Origin of the sequence: Chitinophaga silvisoli (assembly GCF_003412465.1) — a bacterium.
Classification (GTDB): Bacteria; Bacteroidota; Bacteroidia; order Chitinophagales; family Chitinophagaceae; genus Chitinophaga; species Chitinophaga silvisoli.
Window position 1 is genome coordinate 238,917 of the sequence record NZ_QTJV01000008.1, and the last position, 22,795, is coordinate 261,711.

The window sequence follows — 22,795 nt, forward strand, 5'->3', positions numbered from 1 at the left end:
ACACATTCATTGGTATGCATTTTCCTGAGAAATTTGTATTGAAACAATTAAAGATATGCATAAAAATATTATCACCCTTATTTTGCTGCTGATGACCTGCTCAGTCAAGGCCAATAAAGATTCTGCTTATGTAAATGTAAACGGTTTGAAAATGTACTATGAAGTGTATGGCGAAGGCAAACCTATCGTATTGCTCCATGGGTCATTTATGAACATTGCGATGAACTGGTCGCAGGTCATTCCTGTATTGGCCAAAACGCACAAAGTTATTGTTCCTGAAATGCAGGGGCATGGGCACACGAAAGATATTCCAAGGGCCATGAGTTGCGAAGCCATGGCCGATGATGTGTCGGCCCTGCTTAAACACCTGAAAGTAGATAGCGCGGATATTTTAGGTTATAGTTTGGGGGGTGCCATCGCCTTCCAGGTAGCAGTACGACATCCTGAGCAGGTACGCAGACTCGTGGTTTTATCAGCTACCTATGCCAGTAACGGCTGGTGGCCGGATGTGGAAGCAAGTTTTAAAACGATGAATGCTGATATCTTTAAGGGCTCTCCCATTGAACAGGCATATATCAGCTATGGAAATGATCCTGCTCAGTTTTCTGCATGGGTGAAGAAAATTCTGAGTATTGATGACAAGCCGTATGACTGGACACCGGCCGTGAAGCAGATCAAAGCACCCATTTTTATGATCATTGGTGATGCGGATGGGGTGAGGTATGAACATGCACTGGAGCTGTTTAAAGCAAAAGGCGGTGGGCAAACGGGCGATTTGCATGGATTGCCCAAATCACGGCTGGCGATTTTGCCAGGCACCACACATATCGGGATGATGATGCATACGGATTACTGGATTCCTATGGTCAATGAATTTCTGGCATCTGATCTGGATCCGAACCCACCTATGTTTTAAGGTTTATAGAGGCAGTTTTTTTAGTCTAAGGACTAAGCCACTTTATTGAGGTTGTATCGGAAGTAATTTGACGGCATGGAGAATTCGAAAAAGAAAATGCCCGCCATTGGGGATCCTGATTAAATCCCGGAATTTTACTTTCGCTACAACCTCAATTTATTTTATCGTTATAAACTTACATTTCATTATATCATTATAAACTTAGGTCTTCATAAAAAACAATCGTTCCCGGATCTTCGGGCAGATACATGATTTCTACAGGTCCTGTTTCCAGTTTATGAACTTCCAGCAGGGATACGATTTTCTTCACAACTATGCTATGCCGTTTGCCCTGCTTATCAGTAAATTCCACATTGAATGCTACCTGTGGCTGCTCATTGATATACATGCCTGTCTGCTGGTAGCTAAGAATGTCTGCAGTTACTTTCAGACCATATACCACCATGCGCACGGAGTTTTTATCGCCGCTGGCATTCACTATCATTTTCAGCAGAAATCCGATAAATAAGGCTGTCCCCAGGTTGATTAAAGGAATCAGGGTCCAGGGATGTGGTAATACAAAATATCGCCAGTCCTCAGACAAAGGGAAATAAACCGCTACGCCAATCAATACCAGGAAGATAAAGGTGTACAGGTATACCATGGGCACATTATGCTCCACCTTTACTCCTTTTGGTACGATCTGTCCACCCTTTTTCTTCATATTCACACTCAGTTCAAGCATCTTTCCCTTCTCATAGCGGTTCTCCTCAGGCTTGCTGTCCATGAGCTGGTAATTCACTTCAACAGGCGTACCGGAGAAGTTCGTAAATGCCAGTTTGAGTTGCAATACTGCGATATGGCGCATCATACCTTCCTGCACTTTGCTGGTAATTGTTGCGATCACCGTACTGCCTTCATCTGCGCGTTTTAAGATTTCTGCTTTGTTGGTAAAGACAGTTTTGATATAAAATCTGCCATAGAAAGCAAGAACCAGTAGCCATCCTACTATTGCAAGGCCAATCGAGAGGTAGGTGAAATTAGTTGGTTCTCCGGGTGTTTCAGGAATATCCCCTGAGGAATAATAGATAATCATAGGGAGGCCAACGGTAAAGGCCAGGGTGTATAAGGCCCAAAACGAAATGGTTAAACCAGGTTTTCTCATAATGGCATTTAAACGACAAACATCAGACCATAATTATTATAGATGATTATTATCATGCTTATATGAAGGGCAGTATGACCGCTCTCAAATTTATATTTGCGTAGTTAAATGACTACATTTATATTTGTAGCCAAATACCTTCATAATGATTATCAGAAGAGATGTTTTTCAAGCCATCGCTGACCCTACCAGGAGAGCTATTCTTATGCTGCTGGCGTCACAGGCAATGACGGCCGGATCCATTGCCGCCAATTTCAACACGGCCCGACCTACGGTGTCCAAGCACCTCGCTATTCTCACGGAATGCGAACTCCTTGATCAACAACAAAATGGAAGAGAAATTTACTATCATCTGAACCCTAATAAAATGAAAGAAATCGCTGATTTTATCGAGCCTTTCCGCAAACTCTGGGATGACAGGTTTAATAAATTGGAAGATATTATGAAAGCCTACAAACAAAAAAAATAATGGAACTGAAGACTAAAATCCACGCTGAAGACGGTAAGCAGGAACTCACCATCACCAGGGAGTTTGAATTGCCGGTTGAATTACTCTTCAAAGCATATGAAGATGCTGATATTGTTGCTCAATGGATGAGTACAACTGTTGTAAAACTGGAGAATAAAAAGTACGGTAGCTGGCAGTTTGATACCAGCGACGATAAAGGGAATATTGTATTCTCTGCCAGTGGGGTATACCATGAGTTTGTACCAAATAAAAAGATCACGCGGACTTTTGAGATGGGCAATGCACCTTTTGATGTGCAGTTGGAATTTTTGGAATTTGAAGCACTGGATGAAGACAGGAGTAAGCTGACGATGCAGATTGTATACAGGTCAGGGGCGCTGAGAGACCAGATGCTGAAACTGCCATTTAAGCAGGGTTTGAACATGGCGCATAATCGTTTGGAAGCCTTGGTGAAGAAGTTAAATTCGTAAACAAATTAAAATAACCATATGAGTACTGAATTGCTGAAAATATTAAAAACCCGTTTTGAAAAACATAAGAACAGGCATCAGGGAATTGAATGGGCACAGGTAGAAGCAAAGCTGACTGCCAGTCCGAAGAAACTAAAAGTGCTTGCCATCATGGAAGAGACAGGTGGTGAGCCGGATGTCATTGCTTTCGATAAAAAGACAGGTGAATATACTTTTGTAGATTGTTCTGCTGAAAGTCCGAAGGGACGTAGAAGCGTATGTTATGACCAGCAGGCGCTGGATGAAAGGAAAGAAGCGAAACCAGCGGATAGTGCAACGGAAATGGCGGCGGCCATCGGCATTGAATTGCTGGATGAAGAGGCGTATAGAGCATTGCAGGCACTGGGAGCGTTTGATCTGAAGACCTCCAGCTGGCTGCTGACGCCTCCTGCAGTCAGGAAACTGGGAGGGGCTATCTTTGGTGATCGCAGGTATGACCGGGTGTTTGTGTATCACAATGGTGCGCAATCGTATTATGCGGCGCGGGGTTTCCGCGGGTTATTGAAAGTATAAATAACCGGCATGCTAAAATAACAGGAGATGATAACATTATAAGGTAGGTTATAGGAGCGCCTCACAATGGTGAGGCGCTTCTTAATCTGTGTACTGTTGCTACCAGTGCATCAATATCTGCACAGGTATTATAAAATGCAAGAGAGGGCCGTACACTACTCTCCAATCCAAAGCGACGCAGTATAGGCTGTGCGCAGTGATGACCGGAACGTACGGCAATACCGTTATTGCTCAATGCAGTTCCCACTTCCTCAGTTCTGAATCCCTGCAATACAAATGATAGTACTCCTGCCTTGTCAGGCGCTGTACCAATCAATCTTAATCCGGGAATATCTTTTAATAAGCGTGTTGCATATTGCAATAAATAATGCTCGTACTGGTGTATTAACTCAATGCCTATACTATTTACATAATCGATAGCAGCACCCAATCCTACAGCATCAGCAATATTGCCTGTACCTGCTTCAAATCGCGCAGGGGCGGGCTGGTACTTTGTATGTTCAAAGGTGACATCACTGATCATGTTGCCCCCACCCTGCCAGGGCTGGGTTTCATTCAGCAGGTCTTCTTTGCCGTACAATACGCCTATTCCTGTAGGGCCAAATACTTTATGCCCTGAAAATGCAAACCAGTCTGCATTGAGGTATTGTACATCCGCCTTCATGTGGGATACGGATTGTGCACCATCTATCAATACCTTAGCCCCTGCCTGATGCGCAAGATCCGTCATCTGCTTTGCTGGTGTGACGGTGCCCAGCGCATTGCTGACCTGTGTGAACGAAACCAGTTTGGTTTTGGGACCCAGCAGACGGGCATATTCTTCCAGTATAATTTGTCCGTCATCGTCTACAGGAGCGACTTTCAGCACGGCACCTTTTCGGGCTGCCAGCTGTTGCCAGGGAACGATGTTCGCATGGTGCTCCAGGTGGGTGACTACAATCTCATCGCCGGCTTTGATGTTTTGATCCCCCCAACTGTTGGCTACAAGATTGATGGCTTCTGTAGTACCGCGCACAAAGACAATTTCGTTCGGACTTTTTGCATTCAGGAAGAGCTGCACTTTTTTGCGGGCTTCTTCGTATGCATCCGTTGCTCTTGCTGCGAGGGTATGAGCGCCACGGTGAATATTGGAATTCTCATGCCCGTAGAAATAGCTGAGTCTTTCAATGACATGCCGGGGTTTTTGTGTGGTTGCTGCATTGTCCAGCCAGATCAGCGGACGCCCGTTTACATATTGATTGAGAATAGGGAAATCGGCTTTCACCTTATTCACATCAAATGGAGCGGAGCCTACTGCGGAAGGTGCATCGGAGGGCATGAAATAATAGGAGGAGCCTGCAAATGGGAGCTGTGAAGCACCGGAAAAGGGCGATTGTGTTGCCGGGAAACCGGGAAGGGGCGGCTGAGAACCGGGGATGCCGGAAAAGGGTAATTGTGCTGCCGGGAAACCGGGAAGGGGCGGCTGAGAACCGGGGATGCCGGAAAAGGGCAATTGGTCGCTGGAATGACCAGTAAAAGGTAATTGCCCCGTAGGCGCATATTGCGTAATCCCCTTCAGCGCCTGCTGCAACTGTGCCTCAAAGGTATGCTCATTTTCCAGCGGCAATGAAGCAGGAGTTCTGCCCCCACCAGTGGAGGTCAGGGTAGAAGTATCCACCTGGTTCCCGGGCCCACCTATTTTCGGATCCTCGCCCAGCTGCTGTGCAGAAGGGGATTTGCCACTGCCCGCCACTGAAGCAGGAATAAGGCCCCTGCCGCCGGGGAAGTGCGGATCGTGCAGACTTGTCTGCGGCTCCGCCATATTCACCGTCTCCCCGTGTTGCAACAGTATATCATTGTGCGATGCCGCAGGCTGTTGACCCGGCTGCGCCTGGAAATACTGATTTGCCAGTTGCTCAAGGAGGGCGGTATCTAATGGATTACTTGTACTCATGGTATTTACCGATTTCAACGTCTTCAAGTACAGCAATGGCATCGTCTACCAATACTGCCAATGAACAATAAAGGGATACCAGGTATGAAGCGATTGCACGCTCATTGATACCCATGAACCGAACAGATAAACCCGGGGACTGCTCACCAGGCAAATTCGGTTGATACAGGCCAACCACACCTTGTCTGCTCTCGCCTGTGCGGATCAGGAGGATTTTGGACTTCCCTTTTTCAACCGGTACTTTGTCAGAAGGGATCAGCGGCACGCCTCTCCATGTAATAAACTGTGAACCAAACAGAGAAACTGTAGGCGGAGGTACGCCCCTGCGGGTACATTCCCTGCCAAATGCGGCAATCGTGAGCGGATGTGTGAGGAAGAAACCCGGCTCTTTCCAGACCTTAACCAGCAGGTCGTCCATGTCATCAGGCGTGGGGGCACCTGTACGGGTTTTAATACGCTGTGATGGCGCAATACTGCTTAACAGGCCGTACTCTTTGTTGTTGATTAATTCGCTTTCCTGCCTTTCTTTGATCGCTTCGATAGTCAGGCGTAACTGTTCACTGATCTGGTTATAAGGTTTACTGTACAAATCTGATACACGGGTATGTACATCCAGTACCGTGTTCACTGCTGTGAGCATATACTCCCGGGCATCTTCTACGTAGTCTACAAAGGTTTGCGGAAGGGTACGTTCATCACGACCGCCGCAGTCTACTTCTACCTGTGTAGCATCCTTTACCCTGTTCAGTCGATAGATCCCTGATTCTACCGGGATCCAGCTTAGTAAATGGGTCAGCCATCTTGGGGTGATAGTACTCATCTGAGGAACGGTACGTGTGGCAATGGCCAGCTGCCGTGCGGCCACGTCACCGAGTGCAGTTTGCTGCCTGGTCTTTGATTCTGCCATGGGGATAGCGTTTTAGTAAATGATAAAAGAAAGATGAATAATCAGGACTGACTGGTGGGATCAGTTCTTCATTGTGGTGGTTAATTAATATGGGTACTATATTAAAATAAATCTCTGATATAACAAACCTTCTTACTTAGTCTATCAACACAGTCTGGTAAATAGAAAACCCGCCTTAGCACAAGGCCAAAGCGGGTTTTAAATAATATGAAGTAAATGTTAAAACTTAAACATCTTGCCTAAGTCGCCCAGGTCTACATCACCATCGCCATCTTTATCCAACCCAAGTTTCGCACCCAGACCACTTAGGGAGTCCTGCAGGTTGCCACCGCCAAGGGAAGCCAGGATCTGCTGCACACTACCATTATTTTTCAGTGCATTCAGAATACCGGGAATCAGGGTAGCTGCAATTGTGGTAGCTACCTGGTTGTTGATCCCGAACTTCTGCATGATATTGGTAGCAAAGTTATTTTCCATATCCTTCGTCTCTGGCGTATTGCCACCGGAAGCTAACATTTCGGTGATCTTGTTTGTCTGGCCACTGGTCACCAGACCTGTTACCTTAGAGATGATAACATTCTTCAATTCTTCGACCACGCCCTGGTTGTGCTCATTTGGTATTGCGGGGTTTTCAGCTACGCTTTGCTGACTGTGCTCCTGGATCAGAGATGCTAATTGCTCGAACATATGTATCAATTTTAAACAAAGATAATTGTTAATATGAAATAGTCTTCGTTTCGGAACGAGATGCATTTATTACTTCCTTATCAGGTACCCCTACACGCTGTAATTGTAGCTCCTTTACATCCTCAAAATATAAAGCTGGTCTGAAATCTGGTTTCTCCAGGCCCAGTTTAAAATCCTCTACCTGAACACCCGAAGCATGTCTTATATACAATCCCCATGCAGGCAGGTCACCAAACATGGTGAATTCAGGATAGCCAGCTGCCTGCTCCGGGACCGGTGCTATTTCTGCTTTGTCATTTCCGCCTGCATAGTGCACGTCAAAGTTCCTGAGCTGTACATTCGTCACCAGGTGACCGGGTATACCTGCTATGACCACAGGCAGCAAAAAACGAAAAGGGATTTTTGGTAAGGGTCCTTCCTGCGGATAGCCAATATCCGGCTTTGTTGAAGGAATCTCTGCTTCCATCTTTTGTACCAGGATATTACTCACGGTGCTGTACCGTGCATCAGTATTCCGTTTTCCCAGGCGGATGAAGAGTGCATTCCCGGTATTGTATGCCCGCACGTTTGTTATTTTCACATTCTCAATGCTACCACCGTCTACGGCCTCCAGGGCAATCGCTGAACGATAGGTATCATAGACGGTGAGGTTCTCCACTACAATATTCTTAAAACCACCCAGGGAACCAGTTCCTAATTTAAAGCCATTCGCACTGGAACGTAGGATGCAATTCTTCACTGTTACATTCTCACACAGGCGGGCAGGGTTCTCTGACTTCAGGCAAATTGCATCGTCTGCTGAATTAAAAAAGCTGCCTTTTATCAGCACGTCCTTTGAATCAACAATATCGATACCGTCATTGTTCCAATAAGCGTTACTTTCTACGGTAATTTTATAGATTGTCACATCCGTACATTCTTTGTATAATTGCACCCAGCTGGCTGCATCTTTTAATGTCACACCCTTGACAAGGACACCTTTACAGTTTTCAAAATACAGGAGGTTTGGCCTGTTCTTTTCTGAGGGCCTTTTCTTCAGCCATTCATCGTCCCGGAGCTTGCCTTCCCGCAGGTTCTGAATGGTACTTTCTACCAGCTCCCTGCCCTGTCCATTAATCATTCCACCGCCTATAATTCTTACATTTTGCTGGTCCTTGCACACGATCAGTGCCAGGGGCCCTGATTTGCCATAATCCATCCTGTCTCTGCTCCCGAGCAGGGTAGTTTCCATATCCAGTTGTAAGGTGACATTGCTTTTGAGGAAAATTGTACTGGTCATAAATGTTCCGTTGGGAATGATGACGGTACCACCAGTAATAGTTGCGGAATCTATTGCAGCCTGTATACAGGGTGCATTGTCAAACCTCATTCCGGCTTTTGCTCCAAAACGGGTAATTGGATATTCTTTTTGTGCCAGGGCATGCATACTCTGGAAGAGCAGGCAGAAAACGATGATTCTATTCATAGTTATTCCAAGATACAAATATAACTGGCAGTTATAGACCTACCCTGGCTGCTTCCCAGCCAATAATCGCCGTTTTGCGCGTACTGCCCCACATATAGTTTCCGAAGCTCCCGCCGGACTGGATGACCCTGTGACAGGGAATTAAATACGCCACCGGGTTACTGCCGATCGCCGTACCTACCGCGCGGCTTGCATTCCGATGGCCAATGCTGGAAGCGATAGAACCATAGGTAGATAGTTTTCCTAAAGGTATTTTCAGGAGACTTTCCCATACCTTCAGCTGAAAATCCGTACCCCGCAAATGCAGTTTAATTTCGGGTAGTTTACTCCAGTCATGCTGAAAAATGAACAAGGCATTCTGTTGCAGCAAATCCAGTTTCCGTTGAAATACAGCATTGGGAAATTTCGCTTTCAGGTCTTCCAATGCCCGTACCTCATCGGCATCGAAAGCCATATAACAAACTCCTTTGGCTGTAGATGCCACGATCAGACTTCCAAAGGGGCTCTCTGCAAAACTATAATTGATTACCAGGTCCTTTCCGCCATGCTTATATTCTGCCGGGGTCATTCCTTCAATGGCAATAAATAAATCATGTAAGCGGCTGGTGCTGGACAGCCCTGTTTCATATGCCGCATCGAAGATGGTGGACTCCTTTAGCATACCTTTGGCGTATTCCAGACTGATGTATTGGAGGAATTTCTTCGGACTGGTTCCGGCCCATTCCGTAAACATCCGCTGGAAATGTGCGGGACTCAGGTGCACGCTTTCTGCCACCGCATCCAGGTTCGGTTGTTCCCTGAAATGGGCCCTTATATAGTCAATGGCTTCCGCAATGCGGTTATAATTGATATACTCCTGTGTTTTCATAATACAAATTTCCTGATTCCTGTCAATACATAAAATCCGGAATATGCGCTTATCTTTGCACCCTTCATATAGAAAATAAACCATTTATGAGTACGACTATTACGCCTGCATTAAGAGAGCGCAGCAACGGAACCTGTGAGCTGTGTACCAGTGAGGATGCCTCGATGGCCTTTGCTGTAAGCCCCAAAAACAATGATGCAATTGAAAATGAAGTAGCCATCTGTAATACCTGTGCTGCAGCTATGGAAGACGCAGGTGCCGCTATGCACTGGCATTGCCTGGCAGGCAGTATCTGGAATGCTGAACCAAGTGTGCAGGCCCTGAGTTACCGACTGCTTTACAAACACAAAGATCAGGAATGGGCGGCAGAAATCATAAATGGTGTGGAGCTGGATGAAGCGGTAAGTCACTGGGCACTGAGCGCTTTTGAAGTAAAAGCAGTCCATCGCGACAGCAATGGTACCGAATTGCAACATGGAGATACCGTTGTATTGACACAGGGTCTGAATGTAAAGGGTGCTAACTTTATGGCACCAAAAGGAACGATTGTACGTAAAATCAGGTTGGTATCGGACAATCACGAACAGATAGAAGGTAAGATCAATGAACAGACTATTGTGATCCTGACGAAGTATGTACGTAAATCTTAATCATGAAAGGCAATCCTGCACTCCTTTCAACAACAGCCGATTATTATAATAAGATCATATTTAATAATAAATGAACCTGCGATAAACCGCAGGTTTTTTTCTTTTATATACAACAATTATCCCATCTCCCTGTTTCTATAATCATCATAACCATTTGTCCTCCTTAGCCTGCCATTTAAAAAATGAATACCGCCATGTAAGAATTGAACATTGGCACCAGTAGGCAATTATAACATATTTGCAATCAGTTGTAGTTAGCATTTGATGTAGCATCGGATTATTATCAACCATATTCCAGGCAACTAAATAAACATGTAACCTTTTATTTTATTCACCCCAATATCTGCACATGCACACACTTTACAAAGGTATGCTGGCATTGACCTTGTCTACAGCAGCCGTATCTACAGCCGGCGCTCAGGTACTGAACCGACAGGTCACCGCCAGCTCGGGAGGTGTAGGCAAGGTCAATGACAAAGATTTCCAGTTTACGATCGGAGACCTCGCTACTACTACCCTATCCAAAGGCTCGCTGCTGATCACGCAGGGCTTCCAGCAACCGGAGGAGTTACCTCCTGTTGACCCCGGTACGAAAACAGTGCTTAACATGATCCTGTATCCCAATCCCGCTGCAACCAGTGTGAAGATTGAGTTCGACATGGTGGCGGCCAATTCTGTCTATCTCATGATCGTAAACAGCAGCGGACAACTGGTTTATAAAGACTACCGGGTATACGGCGCCGGCAGGATTATCATCACGTTGCCTGTCGATCATTTTGCCGCAGGCATTTATACTGTACGTGTTCAGGCCGGGGGTTATGCCTTCCAGGATAAGCTGATCATACAGTAATGTATTACCCCTTAAACCATCGTTTATGCAAAAAATCTCTACGCTATGTATAGGCATCTTTGCCTGTCTGGTACTCCCCTGTGTAGTACAGGCGCAGAAGAACTCCCAACAAACACTTAATCCCGGCGCAGCTTTCCTCATGGTTAATCCCGATGCCCGGAGTACCGGCACCGGAGATGCACTTACGGGGCTTGAAAGCGATGTAAATTCACAGTTTGCCAATGGTGCCAAACTTGTATTCGCCGGCGATATGGGAATTGCCGCCTCTTATTCTCCCTGGATGTGGGATCTGAACAACAGCAATCAGCGTGTGAACCTCGGTCATCTCGCGGCCTTCAAATCATTCAATGATCATAATGAAGCGATTGGTGTAACCATGCGTTATTTCTCGCATGGCACCGTTACATTCAGAGATCAGAATGGTACTGAAATGCAGCAGTATCGTCCCAAAGAATATGCGATTGATGCTACGTATGCGCGCAAACTGGGCAACCGTTATTCTATCGCCATTGCCCTTCGCTACATCCGCAGTGACCTCGGCCAGGGTAATTATAATAGTCTGAGCCAGCATCCTGCCAGTGCAGTTGCCGGCGATATCTCACTCTACTACGAGAACTATGCGAAGTTTGATCCTGCCGGCAACCGTTTTTGCTGGGGTATCACCTTTTCAAACCTGGGCAGTAAACTGAAATATACGGATGATGGCAATCGCCATGCGTTCCTGCCAATGAACCTGCGCATCGGCGGTGGCTATACGTTCGTGAATACACCTGAACACCAGTTCACTATACTGGCCGATATCCAGAAGCTCCTCATTCCGACACCACCTACTTACAAAACAGATTCTGCCGGTGGACTCACTGATGAGATCCTGAAAGGGAGAGATCCGAACAGGGGAATTCCTGAAGCGCTCTTCACCTCCTTCTATGATGCCCCCGGCGGCTTTGCGGAAGAGATAAGAGAGATCACTGCCGGTGGCGGTCTGGAGTATAGTTACAAGCACCAGTTGTACATCCGCACGGGATATTTCTATGAGTCTCCGACCAAAGGCTGGCGGCAGCATTTCAGCTCCGGTATTGGTCTGCAGCTCCAGGGACTCAGTGTAGACATGGCCTATATTATTCCTACGGGCAATAGCCTCTATCCACGTCGTACACTAAAGTTTACCCTTGCGTACAACTTTGGCAGGTACAATAAAGCGAATTAAATTTTAAACAATTACAACCCCGGCATATGAAACCAGTTCTATTCCTGATCTTTTTAATTACTGCAACTACCACGATCACTGTGGCCCAAACCCGTACCCGGGATGTGCTCTTCCCCCATTTTGCAGAAGACAAAGCAAAACTGGAGGCCAAAGAGAAAAAAGGAGACAATACCCCACCCAGGCAACAGGGACGTTCTTCCAAAGAATCGATCTTTACCAGCTACAATCCACAGTCTGCAGGCCCCAAAGCCAGGCCACTGGGAGCACAGGCCCGCAAGCAGTCAAAAGCTACCCCATCTGACCTGAGTGGGCAGGCAGCGCTTGAACAGCAGCAGGCAAATAAAGCAACAAGCAGCCCTCAGCCGCTCACACTGCCCACTCAGGGCGAAGAGCCGAAAGCTGATTTAAAGACTACAAAGGGCCAGTTAAAAAAGCACTAAAAGATCAATTACAACAAATCCGCTATCATGAAGAAATTTTATCTCAGCATTATATTTATCCTCGCCATTTACGCAGGTGCCTACGCCCAGGATGGGTTGACGGGTACCAACTACCAGGCGGTGGTTCGTAATACAAATGGTACTGTATTGCCGAATACAAGTATGACTGTTCGTACATCCATCTTAGGTGGTTCTGCAAACGGGGTGTTACAATACGAAGAAACACATGAAGTAACGACGAATGCACTGGGACTGTTTACCATCCAGATTGGTAAGGGCAATGCCAGCACCGGGACTTTTGCCGGTGTACCCTGGAGCAATGCAAATCAGTATTTAAAAGTAGAAATAAATATAGGACAGGGTTACACTGTGCTGGGTACAACACAGCTGATGAGTGTTCCGTATGCCATGTATGCTGCCAATCCTGGTCCTGCGGGGCCTGCGGGTCCACAGGGTCCTGCCGGTCCGCAAGGTGCCAAAGGAGATGTGGGTGCTACTGGTCCTGCTGGTGCTACAGGGCCTGCGGGAGCTACTGGCCCTGCCGGTCCTAAAGGCGACAAGGGGGATGTGGGTGCTACCGGTCCTGCTGGTGCTACAGGCCCACAGGGTGCCACTGGCCCTGCCGGGCCTAAAGGCGATAAGGGGGATGTGGGTGCTACCGGTCCTGCTGGTGCTACAGGCCCACAGGGTGCAAAAGGTGATGCGGGTGTAGCAGGTCCACAAGGTCCTGTTGGTCCTGCAGGGGCAAAAGGCGATAAGGGTGATCCGGGTGTCGCGGGTCCGCAAGGACCTGTAGGCCCGGTTGGTCCTACGGGCCCACAGGGGGATCCTGGTCCACAAGGCCCGCAGGGTATAGAAGGTCCTCAGGGTCCTTCAGGTTTTAATGGTGCGGACGGCCCTCCGGGTCCTGAAGGTCCTCAGGGGCTTACTGGTCCTGAAGGTCCAATTGGCCCTCCGGGTGTAGCTGGTGCTCCTGGTGCAGATGGTGCTACAGGCCCACAAGGCCCTGCTGGCCCACAAGGTCCGCAAGGTCCGGTTGGTCCTGCGGGTCCACAGGGTCCTGCCGGTGCGGACGGCAATTCTACCGGCCCTGCGGGTGGAGACCTGAGTGGTAATTACCCTAACCCAACAGTTGCAAAAATTCAAACCATTCCTGTTTCAGCTACTGCACCAGCTGCCGGACAATTCTTAAAGTTCGATGGTACCAACTGGATGCCGGCTGCAGGTGCCGGTGGTTTCACCATTCCATACATTTCTGTTGAAAATAATGCTTCTACCCTCTTCTCGCTCACCAACGATAATGATGGTACCAGCATTGAAGGTATCAACAACACTACCACTTCCAGCATTGCAGCTGTAAGAGGTATCGTGAACTCTACAGCTCCTGGTGGTTTTTCTGCGGCTGTACGTGGTATTAACAATGGTACCGGTGGTTTAGGTATTGGTGTATGGGGTTCCCAGGCTGGTTCTGGCTGGGGTGTATACGGTGTGACACCAAATGGATTAGGTGTATATGGTAATTCTTCCGCAAATGGTACAGGTGTATATGCAAACAGTAATTCCGGTACCGGACTTACCGCAACTTCTGTGAACGGTATTCCTGCCAGCATTTCCATCTTCAATAATGCAAACAACAACACTGCATTGAATGTAAACTCCGTTGGTAATGGTACAGTACTGAATGTAACGACCACAGGGAATGGTACGGGTGTATTGAGTTCTACCGGTGCAGGTTTTGGTGTACATGGTATTACTTCCCAGCAGACTTCTGCAGGGATCGTAGGTGATAACAATGGTGCCGGTGAAGCGGTTGTGGGTCGTACCACCAGCGATATTGCAGGTGCGGTAGTAGGCAGAAACGATGGTGGTGGTTATGGTGTGAGAGGCTTTGTAGCTACCAGCACCGCAGGTACAGGTATCGGTGTTTACGGCCAGGTGGGAATCAACAGCAGTACCGGTCGTGCAGGTCGTTTTGAAAACTTCAATACAAGCAATGAAGTAAATACTTTCGAGGTAGAAACAAACAGCAATGGTAACATTCCTGACAATACACAGGGTAATGCTGCTTCTTTTCTTGTAAACAATACAAACAGTGTTTCTGCAGCTGTAAGAGGTGAAGTAAAAACTATCTTTGGCAACTTTGGTGCTGCCGGCATTTTCGGGGTATCTTCAGGTACCGGTGGTTTTGCGGGTTTGTTCCATGCCTCCAATCCTGCCGGCAACGGTGCGTCTTTGGTATCTATCAATGATGGAAATGGCAATGCGATCACCGCAAATGCTTCCAAAGATGGTAACGGTGTAGAAACAAATATTGATGGTGCCGGTAATGCTCTTTATGCATGGGTACCCAGCTTTGCTACTGGTCGGGCAGGCCGCTTCCAGATTTATAATGAAGATAATGAAAGCGATGTAATTACCTCCAAGACTATTGGTAATGGTATCGCAGGTAACTTTATAGTAGATCGTACGACAGGTACCTCTCCTGCAGTTAAAGGTGAAGTGAACTCTATGTTCGCCAACTTCGGCACCGCGGGCATATATGGCGTTTCTTCCGGAACCGGTGGTTATGCCGGCTTGTTTTATTCTTCCAATCCGGCTGGTAACGGACCTGCATTACTCGCACTGACAGACGGTAATGGCAACGGTATTACTGCCAATGCCGGTGGTTCCGGCGATGGTGTGGAGGCTACCTGCGATGGTAATGGTAATGCTATCTTTGGCTGGATTCCTAACTTTGGTACAGGCAAAGCAGCCCGCTTTGCAAACTTCAACACAAGCAATGGCCAACCTGTAGTGCAGGTGAACAACTCGGGTACCGGTAGCGGCATCCTCGTGAATCATTCCGGTGCCTCCGGGAACCTGCTGGTGCTGCAGAGTTCAAGTGCGAATGTAGCACGTGTAAACAAAGCAGGCCGTGGTTTCTTTAATGGCGGTACACAGAACAGTGGTGCGGACGTTGCCGAAGCATTTGCAGTAGAAGGAAAAGTATCTGCTTATGCTCCCGGGGATGTACTCGTGATCTCAACTGAAGATGATCGTACTGTAACCCTTTCTTCCGAGCCTTACTCTACATTGGTAGCTGGTGTTTATGCTACTAAACCAGGCGTAATATTAACCGAAGATGAAGACATGGGAGATGAACTGGTAGATAAAGTACCGATGGGTGTGATCGGTGTGATCCCAACAAAAGTATGCGGTGAGAATGGTGCTATCAAACGCGGGGACCTGCTGGTGACATCCAGCAAAGCGGGTCATGCAATGAAAGCAGACCTGAACAAGGTAAAACCTGGTCAGGTGATTGGTAAAGCACTGAGCAACTTTGACGGGAATGGTACCGGCGTGATTAAAGTATTGGTGTCAATAAGATAAGACTGACCTATATACTGTTGTAGTTTTGAAGAAAGCGTCTGCCGTATGGGGCAGGCGCTTTTTTTGTATATTGACGTATGATTTATGCCCTGACCTGCGGCAGTATCTTTTTACTGTCCTTTTTACTGATCAGTACCGCGACTAAGGTAAATGTGCCGGCAAACCGCTGGCTGGGGGTATTTTTCTTTTGTATCGGTTGCGCCATTGCTTCTATGATCGTAGCCCCCAGGTGGGTACCGCTGACAGAGCTGAGTCGCTTTGTAATGGCACCGGCCCTCTATATCTGCGTATTGCATTATACGAAGGGATTTAAAAATACGGCTTACTGGCATTTCTTACCGGCAGGGATGTTTCTTATTTTCTCCCTGCCCGAAATCATTCTCAACCGGCATATTTTTTCCCTACCCGCACCTTTCAGCCAGATCCTGGGCTGGATCATGGGTAGGATTGTAAAGGTGCAGTTCTTCATATACGTTTCCCTCTCCATTTACCAACTCATGAGGTACCCCATGCAATTGCCCTGGCTCCGTTATTTGTTGTGGAGTATCTGCTGCCTGATGCTTATCTGGTTCAGTGGCCTCAATCAATATGCAGCGGGTATTTACCTGGTGGTGGTCTTTGGCATCGGTTTTTTTGCCATCCGCCAAAAGGATTACCAGCCCCGCCCGGTGAAAGCACCCATTCCCGGTGATTTAAAAGCCCGCCTGGAAGATCTCATGACCCGGGAAAGGATTTATACCGATAGCGACCTGAGCCTGCCTTTATTGGCCGAAAAAATGGCTCTCAGTGTTCATGATTTGTCCGCTCTTCTAAATAATGGGTACGGTCAGAACTTCAACCAGTTCGTCAATACTTACCGGGTAACCCTGGCCAAGGAATTGCTGCTTTCTGAAAAACATGCTCACCTGAGCATCCTGGGCATCGCCTTTGAGGCTGGCTTCAATTCCAAGACCACCTTTAATACTACTTTCAAAAAAGTGACCGGCGTATCCCCTTCTGACTGGAAAAAAAGTGGTCCGGAAATATAGTTCGGAACGCCGGAACCCTTGTCCCATGGTAGTATTGTAAAAATTAAAACAATACGACCCATGAGAAAAATAAGCCTTTCCCTATTGTGTGGATTACTGGTAATCGCGGTATTTAGCCGGATTGCCATCCGGTATTTCATTGAATTTTTACCCATGCCCTGGATCTGGGGCCTGAGCGGGTTGCTCTTTATTTTGTCCCTCTGGCGACCTTCCAGACAGTTACTTGTCTTCGGTATCTCCTTTGACCTGATTGTTTTTGGCTGGCAGAAACTCTTTCACCAGCAGGCCAGGGTTCCTCAATCGGTCCTGGATCTGCCCTTTAGTTCCCTGCCTGCGGACACGGTGAACTGGGCATATTTCCAATATTCCTACCCTTATATGGCAACCATTGGTCTTACACAGATTATTTGCTCCTCCCTGTTGTTCTTTCGAAGGACACGTTTATTAGGACTTGTTATGCTGATTCCAGTTTTATTGAATATCATGATGATAGATGTTTTCTACCATATCGGGGTGGGTGCCCTGGCTCATGCAGGTATTTTAATTGCCGGGGTCATCTATCTGTCCGGTGATTATTATGCGCAATTAAAGGGGATCTTTTTCGAAAATACTGACTTGCCCAATCTTACGAGATTAATTATTCCCATTGTAGTTGTCGTATTTTCATTCCTGTTAGTCGCAACCGCTCCTTCTACTGACCTTCATCCGGAGCTGACAGGGAAATACCAGGTGCAAAACAGCCCGCTTACCACGCTTTATTTAGAGCAATACAATGACGTGACCCTGGAATGGGGCAATGCCAGCCACAGGTATGTAGGTAAATACCAGTACCGGGGTGACAGTCTAATAGCAGGGCCACTCAAAGGTGTGATTAAAAAAGAATTGGGGCATCTCACATTCACGGGTACACTGGAAAATAACCCGGTACATTTAAATCTGGTAAAGCTATGATCAATTGCCGGTTCCAGGAGCACCTTTGCACTTTATTTGCTGACTAAGACCGTCTTTCAAGATCTGTAATTAATAAAGGATTGGTCTGCGCCAGTTCCTTTAGTAATTCCTCCACAGCTGCCCTCGTATTGACTTGTTTAAGCCGCTCCAGCTCAGCTGTGGTCAATCCTACCATCTGCAAAAAGGTTAGCTCTCCATGCGGCGTATCTATCCGGCCCGCCTCGGGATCTTTGATAAATGCAAGTGCTGTAATATCAGTATCCGTATCCAGGCGAATCGGCCCATTGGCAGGTATATACTGAAACTCCTCAAACCATTTTCCACTATTGAATACATAGCGGGCCAGGTTGTTCATCATACTGATCACCCAGGTCGGCTTATCCGCATCGCCTGGGAATGGTTTAATACGCATGGTAAATTCAAAACCCCATTTACTGAAAGGCCCCCCGGCTGCTTTTTCATTATAGTACAGTTCAGACATTCCATAACTTACGATATGAAAATGATCTTCCTGCTTCGTACTCCTATAAATACTCGTACCATCAATCGGATCTGATCCCCCAATGGCAAAGTGTAAAGGCGGGGCATAATGCGCGGGTTCCTGACCTGGGTAAATTTTGTCAAACACATTGTCGATGGCCGTCCATCCTACGGTATCGTCCTCGGTAAACAAACGTTTGTATTCTTCTGCTGACATAAAATAAAGTATGGTTGCGCTGAAAAATAGAACCTTTTCCCTATTTTTGCAAAAATTATTCCTACTTCAATGTGAGATCTATTTTCAATCAATAATCAGTAATCAAACCCACTTCACTAATCTTTTACTGAAGAAAATAGTCCATGTTCACTTTACAACAGGTAAGCTATCTGCATCCTAATAAGGATCTGCTGTTCGACCGTATTGACCTCACCATTCCTGCGCATACCAAAGCTGCATTGATCGGGAATAATGGTGCGGGCAAGTCAACCCTGCTCAAATTATTGGCAGGCATACTCACTCCTGCTTCCGGTGTTATTCATACCGGCAGTCAGCCCTATTATATACCACAACACTTTGGTCAGTACAACGATCTCACGATCGCGCAGGCATTACATATTGAGGATAAAATAAAAGCCCTTCACAGCATCCTGGAGGGTGATGTTTCCGAGACCAATATGACCCTGCTCAATGATGACTGGAGTATAGAAGAAAGGTCCGCAGCCGCCCTCTTACACTGGGGCCTGCAGGACCTTCCCCTCTCCCAGCCCATGAGTACCCTTAGTGGTGGTCAGAAAACAAAAGTATTCCTGGCCGGCATCGCCATTCATGAACCGGAAATCATCCTGCTCGATGAGCCCAGCAATCACCTGGATAGCCAGGGTCGTGCACTGTTGTATGAGCTGATAGAACAATCAACTGCAACCTTAATCGTGGTTAGTCATGACCGGCAACTACTTCGGCTGCCGGACCAGGTATATGAACTCAGCAAAAAAGGCATCAGCCTCTATGGTGGTAATTACGATTTCTATCTCGCACAAAAACAGATAGAAAACAATGCCATGGCACAGGACCTGAAGAGCCGTGAAAAGGCCCTCCGCAAAGCAAAAGAGACAGAAAGGGAAACCATGGAAAGGCAACAGAAACTGGATGCCAGGGGCAAAAAGAAACAGGAGAAATCCGGTTTGCCCACCATCTCCATGAATACCTTCCGCAACAATGCAGAGAAGAGCACCGCCCGCACCAAAGGCATGCATGAAGAAAAAGTAGAACAGCTTTCAACGTCGCTCCAGGATCTGCGCAAAGAACTCCCTGACATGGATAAAATGAAACTGGGATTTGAAAACGCACACCTGCACAAAGGCAAGCTCCTCATTAATGCACAGGAAATCAATTTCGGCTATCAGCATTCCCCACTCTGGTCGGCACCACTCAGTTTTCAGATCAGGAGTGGCGAGCGACTCGCCATCAAAGGATTGAATGGTTCAGGCAAAACAACCCTGATCAAAATGATCCTTGGTTACCTTTCACCTACTTCAGGTACCATCAGCAGCCAGGCAGGTAAAACCGTATATATCGACCAGGATTATTCATTAATTAATAACCAGCTGAGCGTGTATGATCAGGCACAGGTGTTTAATCACACCGCACTCCAGGAGCATGAAATAAAGATCCGGCTTACAAGGTTCCTGTTTACAAAAGAATACTGGGATAAACCCTGCAGCACGCTCAGTGGCGGGGAGAAAATGAGGCTCCTGCTTTGCTGTCTCACCATCGACCAGCAGGCACCTGATATGATCATTCTCGATGAGCCAACCAATAACCTGGACCTGCAGAATGTAGAGATCCTCACAGCTGCTATCAATGCATATGATGGAACACTCATCGTCATTTCGCACGACCAGTATTTCCTGGAAGAAGTACGGGCCCTGAGAGCAATTGAACTTCAATAAAAAACCGCCCCGGCACTATGGCCGGGACGGTTAGTTCCCTTATTCATCAAAATTTTTCTAACAGTATTATTGTACTACGATTTTCTGTGTGTGACCAGCTGCGGATATAACATAAATCCCCTTAGGCCACCTGGAAACATCCACCTGTAACTGATTCACATCCTGTTTCAGGAGTGTGGTATACATGGCTTGCCCGTTCATACTATATACGCGCAATACTGAGGGTGAATGAATACCCTGTACCCGTATGTTGAGTATATTGGTACTGGGATTGGGTGATGCCTGCAGGGTGAAATCCAGGGCAGCAGCTGCTGCTGTCGGGGCCTTTCTTGCACCGGCACTTTCTGTTCCATGAATCACTACTTCCCACAGGGAGATTCCATAGGCGGTAGCACGTTTCAATCCAAACACTCTTACGTATCGTGCATTTACAGCAGGGAAACTGATGGTCTCCGTACCACCTGCACCATTCGTTACGATCTGTTGTACCGTCCAGTTCAGCGTATCCAGGGATGTTTCTATTCTATAACTGCCAGCATAGGCAGCCTCCCATTTGAGTACGACTTCGGAGACAGAACGCAGGGTATCGAGGTCTACTCTTACCCACTGACTATCTTTGAATGCTGAGGACCACCTGGTAGTGGAATCATTGCCGTCAAATGCATAGCTGGCTGGGAAATCAGCTGTTTCTACGGAAGAAGCCACAGCTTTTTTACCGGCCGCGAGATCTTCGGCCTGCAAGTTAAAGTTGACCCAGTTCAGGTTGAACTGATCGCTCTCCATATAGATACGCAGTACTTTTTTACCTGTAGTCAACACCGGCGTAGTTACGTTCACGGTAGTCCAGGTCTGCCAGCCACCAGTATTAGGAATAGCAATGGTACCTGTGATATTCTTACCATCCAGTTCTGCATGAAGGGCCCTGCCGGTAGTGGTAGCCGCCACCCGTGCCTGGAAAGTATAAACACCTGCCTTCGTGATATTGACTGTATATTCCAGCCATTCGCTGGTATGTGTAGCACCTACATCGTAACCGCCATTTGTATCGGTACAGCCTTCGACATCCACACCTTCTGTTGTTCTGTATTGACCGAGTGTATTGCCGGCATCAAGATCATGATAAGCGATACCTTCGCCGCCATTGTCATAATTCTCTGCCTCAATCCTGCCCGGGATGATCCAGGCAGTACCGTTATACGGGCTTTGCGCCGCTGTACCATAAACCTCCAGTTCGAAAATAGAGTAGCCATAGGCGGTAGCTCTAGCTGTAGCATAGATCCTTACATAACGCCCAGTGCCACTCAGGCCTGTCAGGTCATTGGTAGTTGTGGTATTTCCACTCACCGTTTTAATCGTGGTCCAGGTGTTTGCATCTGCAGAAACCTGTACCTGGTAAGCGGTAGCATATGCCGTTTCCCAGGTGATTTTTACTTCACTGAGATCATAGTTTGCACCCAGGTCTACATACAGCCACTGGGGATCACTATAGGCAGAAGACCAGCGGGTACTGTAACTGCCATCCGTAGCATTGTTGGCCACATAGGTGGTACTGGTCTCGACAGATGATGCCACCGCTGTTTTGCCTTTGGCAAGGTTCTGCGGTACCGGAGTACTACCTGTACAGATTGTACCCAGGGTGCTGTAAATAGCATTGATATCGCCGTATTCAGAAGCAATATCCCAGATCATAATACCACCTGCGGTGGACTTAGCCAGGGTGGACTTCTGAATATGCCCGGCCGTATTATTGTCAGCACTGTAAAAAGGAACTCCCAGCATGCGTTTGCTTTGTGGAACACCTCTCGATGTCCAGTAAGACATAGAACTGCTGGCCAGGCTATAATTACCATAGCACATGATGTTCACAAGATCCAGCATAGACACATCATCATAATGGTCGCCATTGTTTGCGGCACTCTCTGAAACGGCAGCGGTAAACAGTTTGCCCATGCCGTGGATCTTAGTACCCAGGGCTGTAGCCAGTGCATTCCACTTAGCCTTGGTAGTTGGATATTCCCAATCCAGGTCAATCCCATCCAGGTTGTACTGGGTGATCAGGTTGCCGCAGGCAGTGGCCAGGTTATTGATATAGGTGCTATTAGCAGAAATGGTTTCGAAAGGTGTATTGGAGGGAGAAGAATCCAGCCATCCACCAATAGACAATAACACTTTTACATTGGCAGCATGTGCGCGTGTTACAAGATCCGTCAATGAAGCACTGTTATCTACGGAACCAATCTTTCCATCAGTGCCGGGAATGGCAAATGCATACATGATATGCGTGTATTTGGTATAGTCGATCTTCGAAGGACTGTTGATGTAGTAACTGCCACCAGCTACCCAGGAAGGATAATACCCTACGATGTTGTAACATGATACCTGTGAGAAGCATTTCACAGAGAGCATGACGAGGGATAAAAGAATGATTACTTTGAGTTTTTGCATCATGAGCAATTTAA

Annotated in this window: 20 protein-coding genes; 12 read left to right on the plus strand and 8 right to left on the minus strand. The window is 47.1% G+C overall.

The window, feature by feature from the left end; genetic code table 11:
- Positions 1-55 precede the first annotated feature (55 nt).
- Positions 56-916 (plus strand): alpha/beta fold hydrolase, encoded by an 861-nt coding sequence (locus DXN04_RS21425; protein WP_116855436.1) that lies wholly within the window; start codon positions 56-58, stop codon positions 914-916.
- A 193-nt stretch (positions 917-1,109) separates the two neighbouring features.
- Here DXN04_RS21425 and DXN04_RS21430 read toward each other — a convergent pair whose 3' ends face one another.
- Entirely contained in the window at positions 1,110-2,060 is a 951-nt protein-coding gene (locus DXN04_RS21430; protein ID WP_116855437.1) for a hypothetical protein, read from the minus strand.
- Positions 2,061-2,205: 145 nt separating this feature from the next.
- Between DXN04_RS21430 and DXN04_RS21435 the strand changes: the two genes are divergently transcribed.
- Genes DXN04_RS21435 through DXN04_RS21445 form a run of 3 tightly spaced genes read left to right on the plus strand, consistent with a single transcriptional unit; the run spans position 2,206 to position 3,551 of the window.
- Positions 2,206-2,529 carry an ArsR/SmtB family transcription factor gene (locus DXN04_RS21435; protein WP_116855438.1) on the plus strand — a complete coding sequence of 108 codons (324 nt, stop codon included), beginning with the start codon at positions 2,206-2,208 and terminating at the stop codon, positions 2,527-2,529.
- On the plus strand, positions 2,529-2,999 hold the full coding sequence (locus tag DXN04_RS21440) for an SRPBCC family protein (protein ID WP_116855439.1): 471 nt from the start codon (positions 2,529-2,531) through the stop codon (positions 2,997-2,999). The genes DXN04_RS21435 and DXN04_RS21440 overlap by 1 nt, the downstream gene beginning before the upstream one ends.
- An 18-nt stretch (positions 3,000-3,017) precedes the next feature.
- Positions 3,018-3,551 carry a DUF4256 domain-containing protein gene (locus DXN04_RS21445; RefSeq protein ID WP_116855440.1) on the plus strand — a complete coding sequence of 178 codons (534 nt, stop codon included), beginning with the start codon at positions 3,018-3,020 and terminating at the stop codon, positions 3,549-3,551.
- A gap of 61 nt (positions 3,552-3,612) precedes the next feature.
- Here the strand turns inward: DXN04_RS21445 and DXN04_RS21450 are convergent, their stop codons facing one another.
- From DXN04_RS21450 to DXN04_RS21470, 5 genes are all read right to left on the minus strand, one after another.
- A complete protein-coding gene (locus DXN04_RS21450; RefSeq protein ID WP_116855441.1) occupies positions 3,613-5,484 on the minus strand; it encodes a family 2A encapsulin nanocompartment cargo protein cysteine desulfurase in 1,872 nt (623 codons plus the stop codon).
- Positions 5,471-6,391, minus strand: a complete 921-nt coding sequence (locus DXN04_RS21455) for a family 2A encapsulin nanocompartment shell protein (RefSeq protein ID WP_116855442.1) — start codon at positions 6,389-6,391, stop codon at positions 5,471-5,473. Before DXN04_RS21455 ends, DXN04_RS21450 begins: the two co-directional genes overlap by 14 nt.
- 219 nt (positions 6,392-6,610) lie before the next feature.
- Positions 6,611-7,078 (minus strand): hypothetical protein, encoded by a 468-nt coding sequence (locus DXN04_RS21460; protein WP_116855443.1) that lies wholly within the window; start codon positions 7,076-7,078, stop codon positions 6,611-6,613.
- Between the two features lie 28 nt (positions 7,079-7,106).
- A complete protein-coding gene (locus DXN04_RS21465; protein ID WP_116855444.1) occupies positions 7,107-8,543 on the minus strand; it encodes a glycoside hydrolase family 28 protein in 1,437 nt (478 codons plus the stop codon).
- Between the two features lie 31 nt (positions 8,544-8,574).
- Positions 8,575-9,411 carry a methylated-DNA--[protein]-cysteine S-methyltransferase gene (locus DXN04_RS21470; protein ID WP_116855445.1) on the minus strand — a complete coding sequence of 279 codons (837 nt, stop codon included), beginning with the start codon at positions 9,409-9,411 and terminating at the stop codon, positions 8,575-8,577.
- An 86-nt stretch (positions 9,412-9,497) separates the two neighbouring features.
- Between DXN04_RS21470 and DXN04_RS21475 the strand changes: the two genes are divergently transcribed.
- The 7 genes from DXN04_RS21475 (at position 9,498) to DXN04_RS21510 (ending at position 17,906) form a co-directional block, all read left to right on the plus strand.
- Positions 9,498-10,061 (plus strand): PhnA domain-containing protein, encoded by a 564-nt coding sequence (locus DXN04_RS21475; RefSeq protein WP_116855446.1) that lies wholly within the window; start codon positions 9,498-9,500, stop codon positions 10,059-10,061.
- 349 nt (positions 10,062-10,410) lie between these two features.
- The gene (locus DXN04_RS21480) at positions 10,411-10,911 is read left to right on the plus strand and encodes a T9SS type A sorting domain-containing protein (RefSeq protein WP_116855447.1); all 501 of its coding nucleotides are present in this window, start codon (positions 10,411-10,413) and stop codon (positions 10,909-10,911) included.
- Positions 10,912-10,936: 25 nt separating this feature from the next.
- Positions 10,937-12,118 carry a type IX secretion system outer membrane channel protein PorV gene (porV, locus tag DXN04_RS21485; RefSeq protein ID WP_116855448.1) on the plus strand — a complete coding sequence of 394 codons (1,182 nt, stop codon included), beginning with the start codon at positions 10,937-10,939 and terminating at the stop codon, positions 12,116-12,118.
- 26 nt (positions 12,119-12,144) lie between these two features.
- Positions 12,145-12,558, plus strand: coding sequence for a hypothetical protein (locus tag DXN04_RS21490; protein WP_116855449.1), 414 nt, complete (start codon positions 12,145-12,147; stop codon positions 12,556-12,558).
- A 27-nt stretch (positions 12,559-12,585) separates the two neighbouring features.
- The gene (locus DXN04_RS21500; RefSeq protein WP_199415100.1) at positions 12,586-15,927 is read left to right on the plus strand and encodes a collagen-like domain-containing protein; all 3,342 of its coding nucleotides are present in this window, start codon (positions 12,586-12,588) and stop codon (positions 15,925-15,927) included.
- A 77-nt stretch (positions 15,928-16,004) separates the two neighbouring features.
- Positions 16,005-16,955 (plus strand): helix-turn-helix domain-containing protein, encoded by a 951-nt coding sequence (locus tag DXN04_RS21505; protein WP_116855450.1) that lies wholly within the window; start codon positions 16,005-16,007, stop codon positions 16,953-16,955.
- 60 nt (positions 16,956-17,015) lie between these two features.
- On the plus strand, positions 17,016-17,906 hold the full coding sequence (locus DXN04_RS21510; RefSeq protein WP_116855451.1) for a hypothetical protein: 891 nt from the start codon (positions 17,016-17,018) through the stop codon (positions 17,904-17,906).
- Between the two features lie 43 nt (positions 17,907-17,949).
- Here DXN04_RS21510 and DXN04_RS21515 read toward each other — a convergent pair whose 3' ends face one another.
- Positions 17,950-18,603, minus strand: coding sequence for a suppressor of fused domain protein (locus DXN04_RS21515; RefSeq protein ID WP_116855452.1), 654 nt, complete (start codon positions 18,601-18,603; stop codon positions 17,950-17,952).
- A 143-nt stretch (positions 18,604-18,746) separates the two neighbouring features.
- Here DXN04_RS21515 and abc-f point away from each other — a divergent pair, with 143 nt between their 5' ends.
- Positions 18,747-20,336, plus strand: coding sequence for a ribosomal protection-like ABC-F family protein (gene abc-f / locus DXN04_RS21520; protein ID WP_116855453.1), 1,590 nt, complete (start codon positions 18,747-18,749; stop codon positions 20,334-20,336).
- Between the two features lie 66 nt (positions 20,337-20,402).
- On the opposite strand, the gene DXN04_RS21525 is transcribed toward abc-f, so the two are convergent.
- Complete coding sequence (locus DXN04_RS21525) at positions 20,403-22,784, minus strand: discoidin domain-containing protein (RefSeq protein WP_116855454.1); 2,382 nt, start codon at positions 22,782-22,784, stop codon at positions 20,403-20,405.
- Positions 22,785-22,795: the final 11 nt, after the last annotated feature.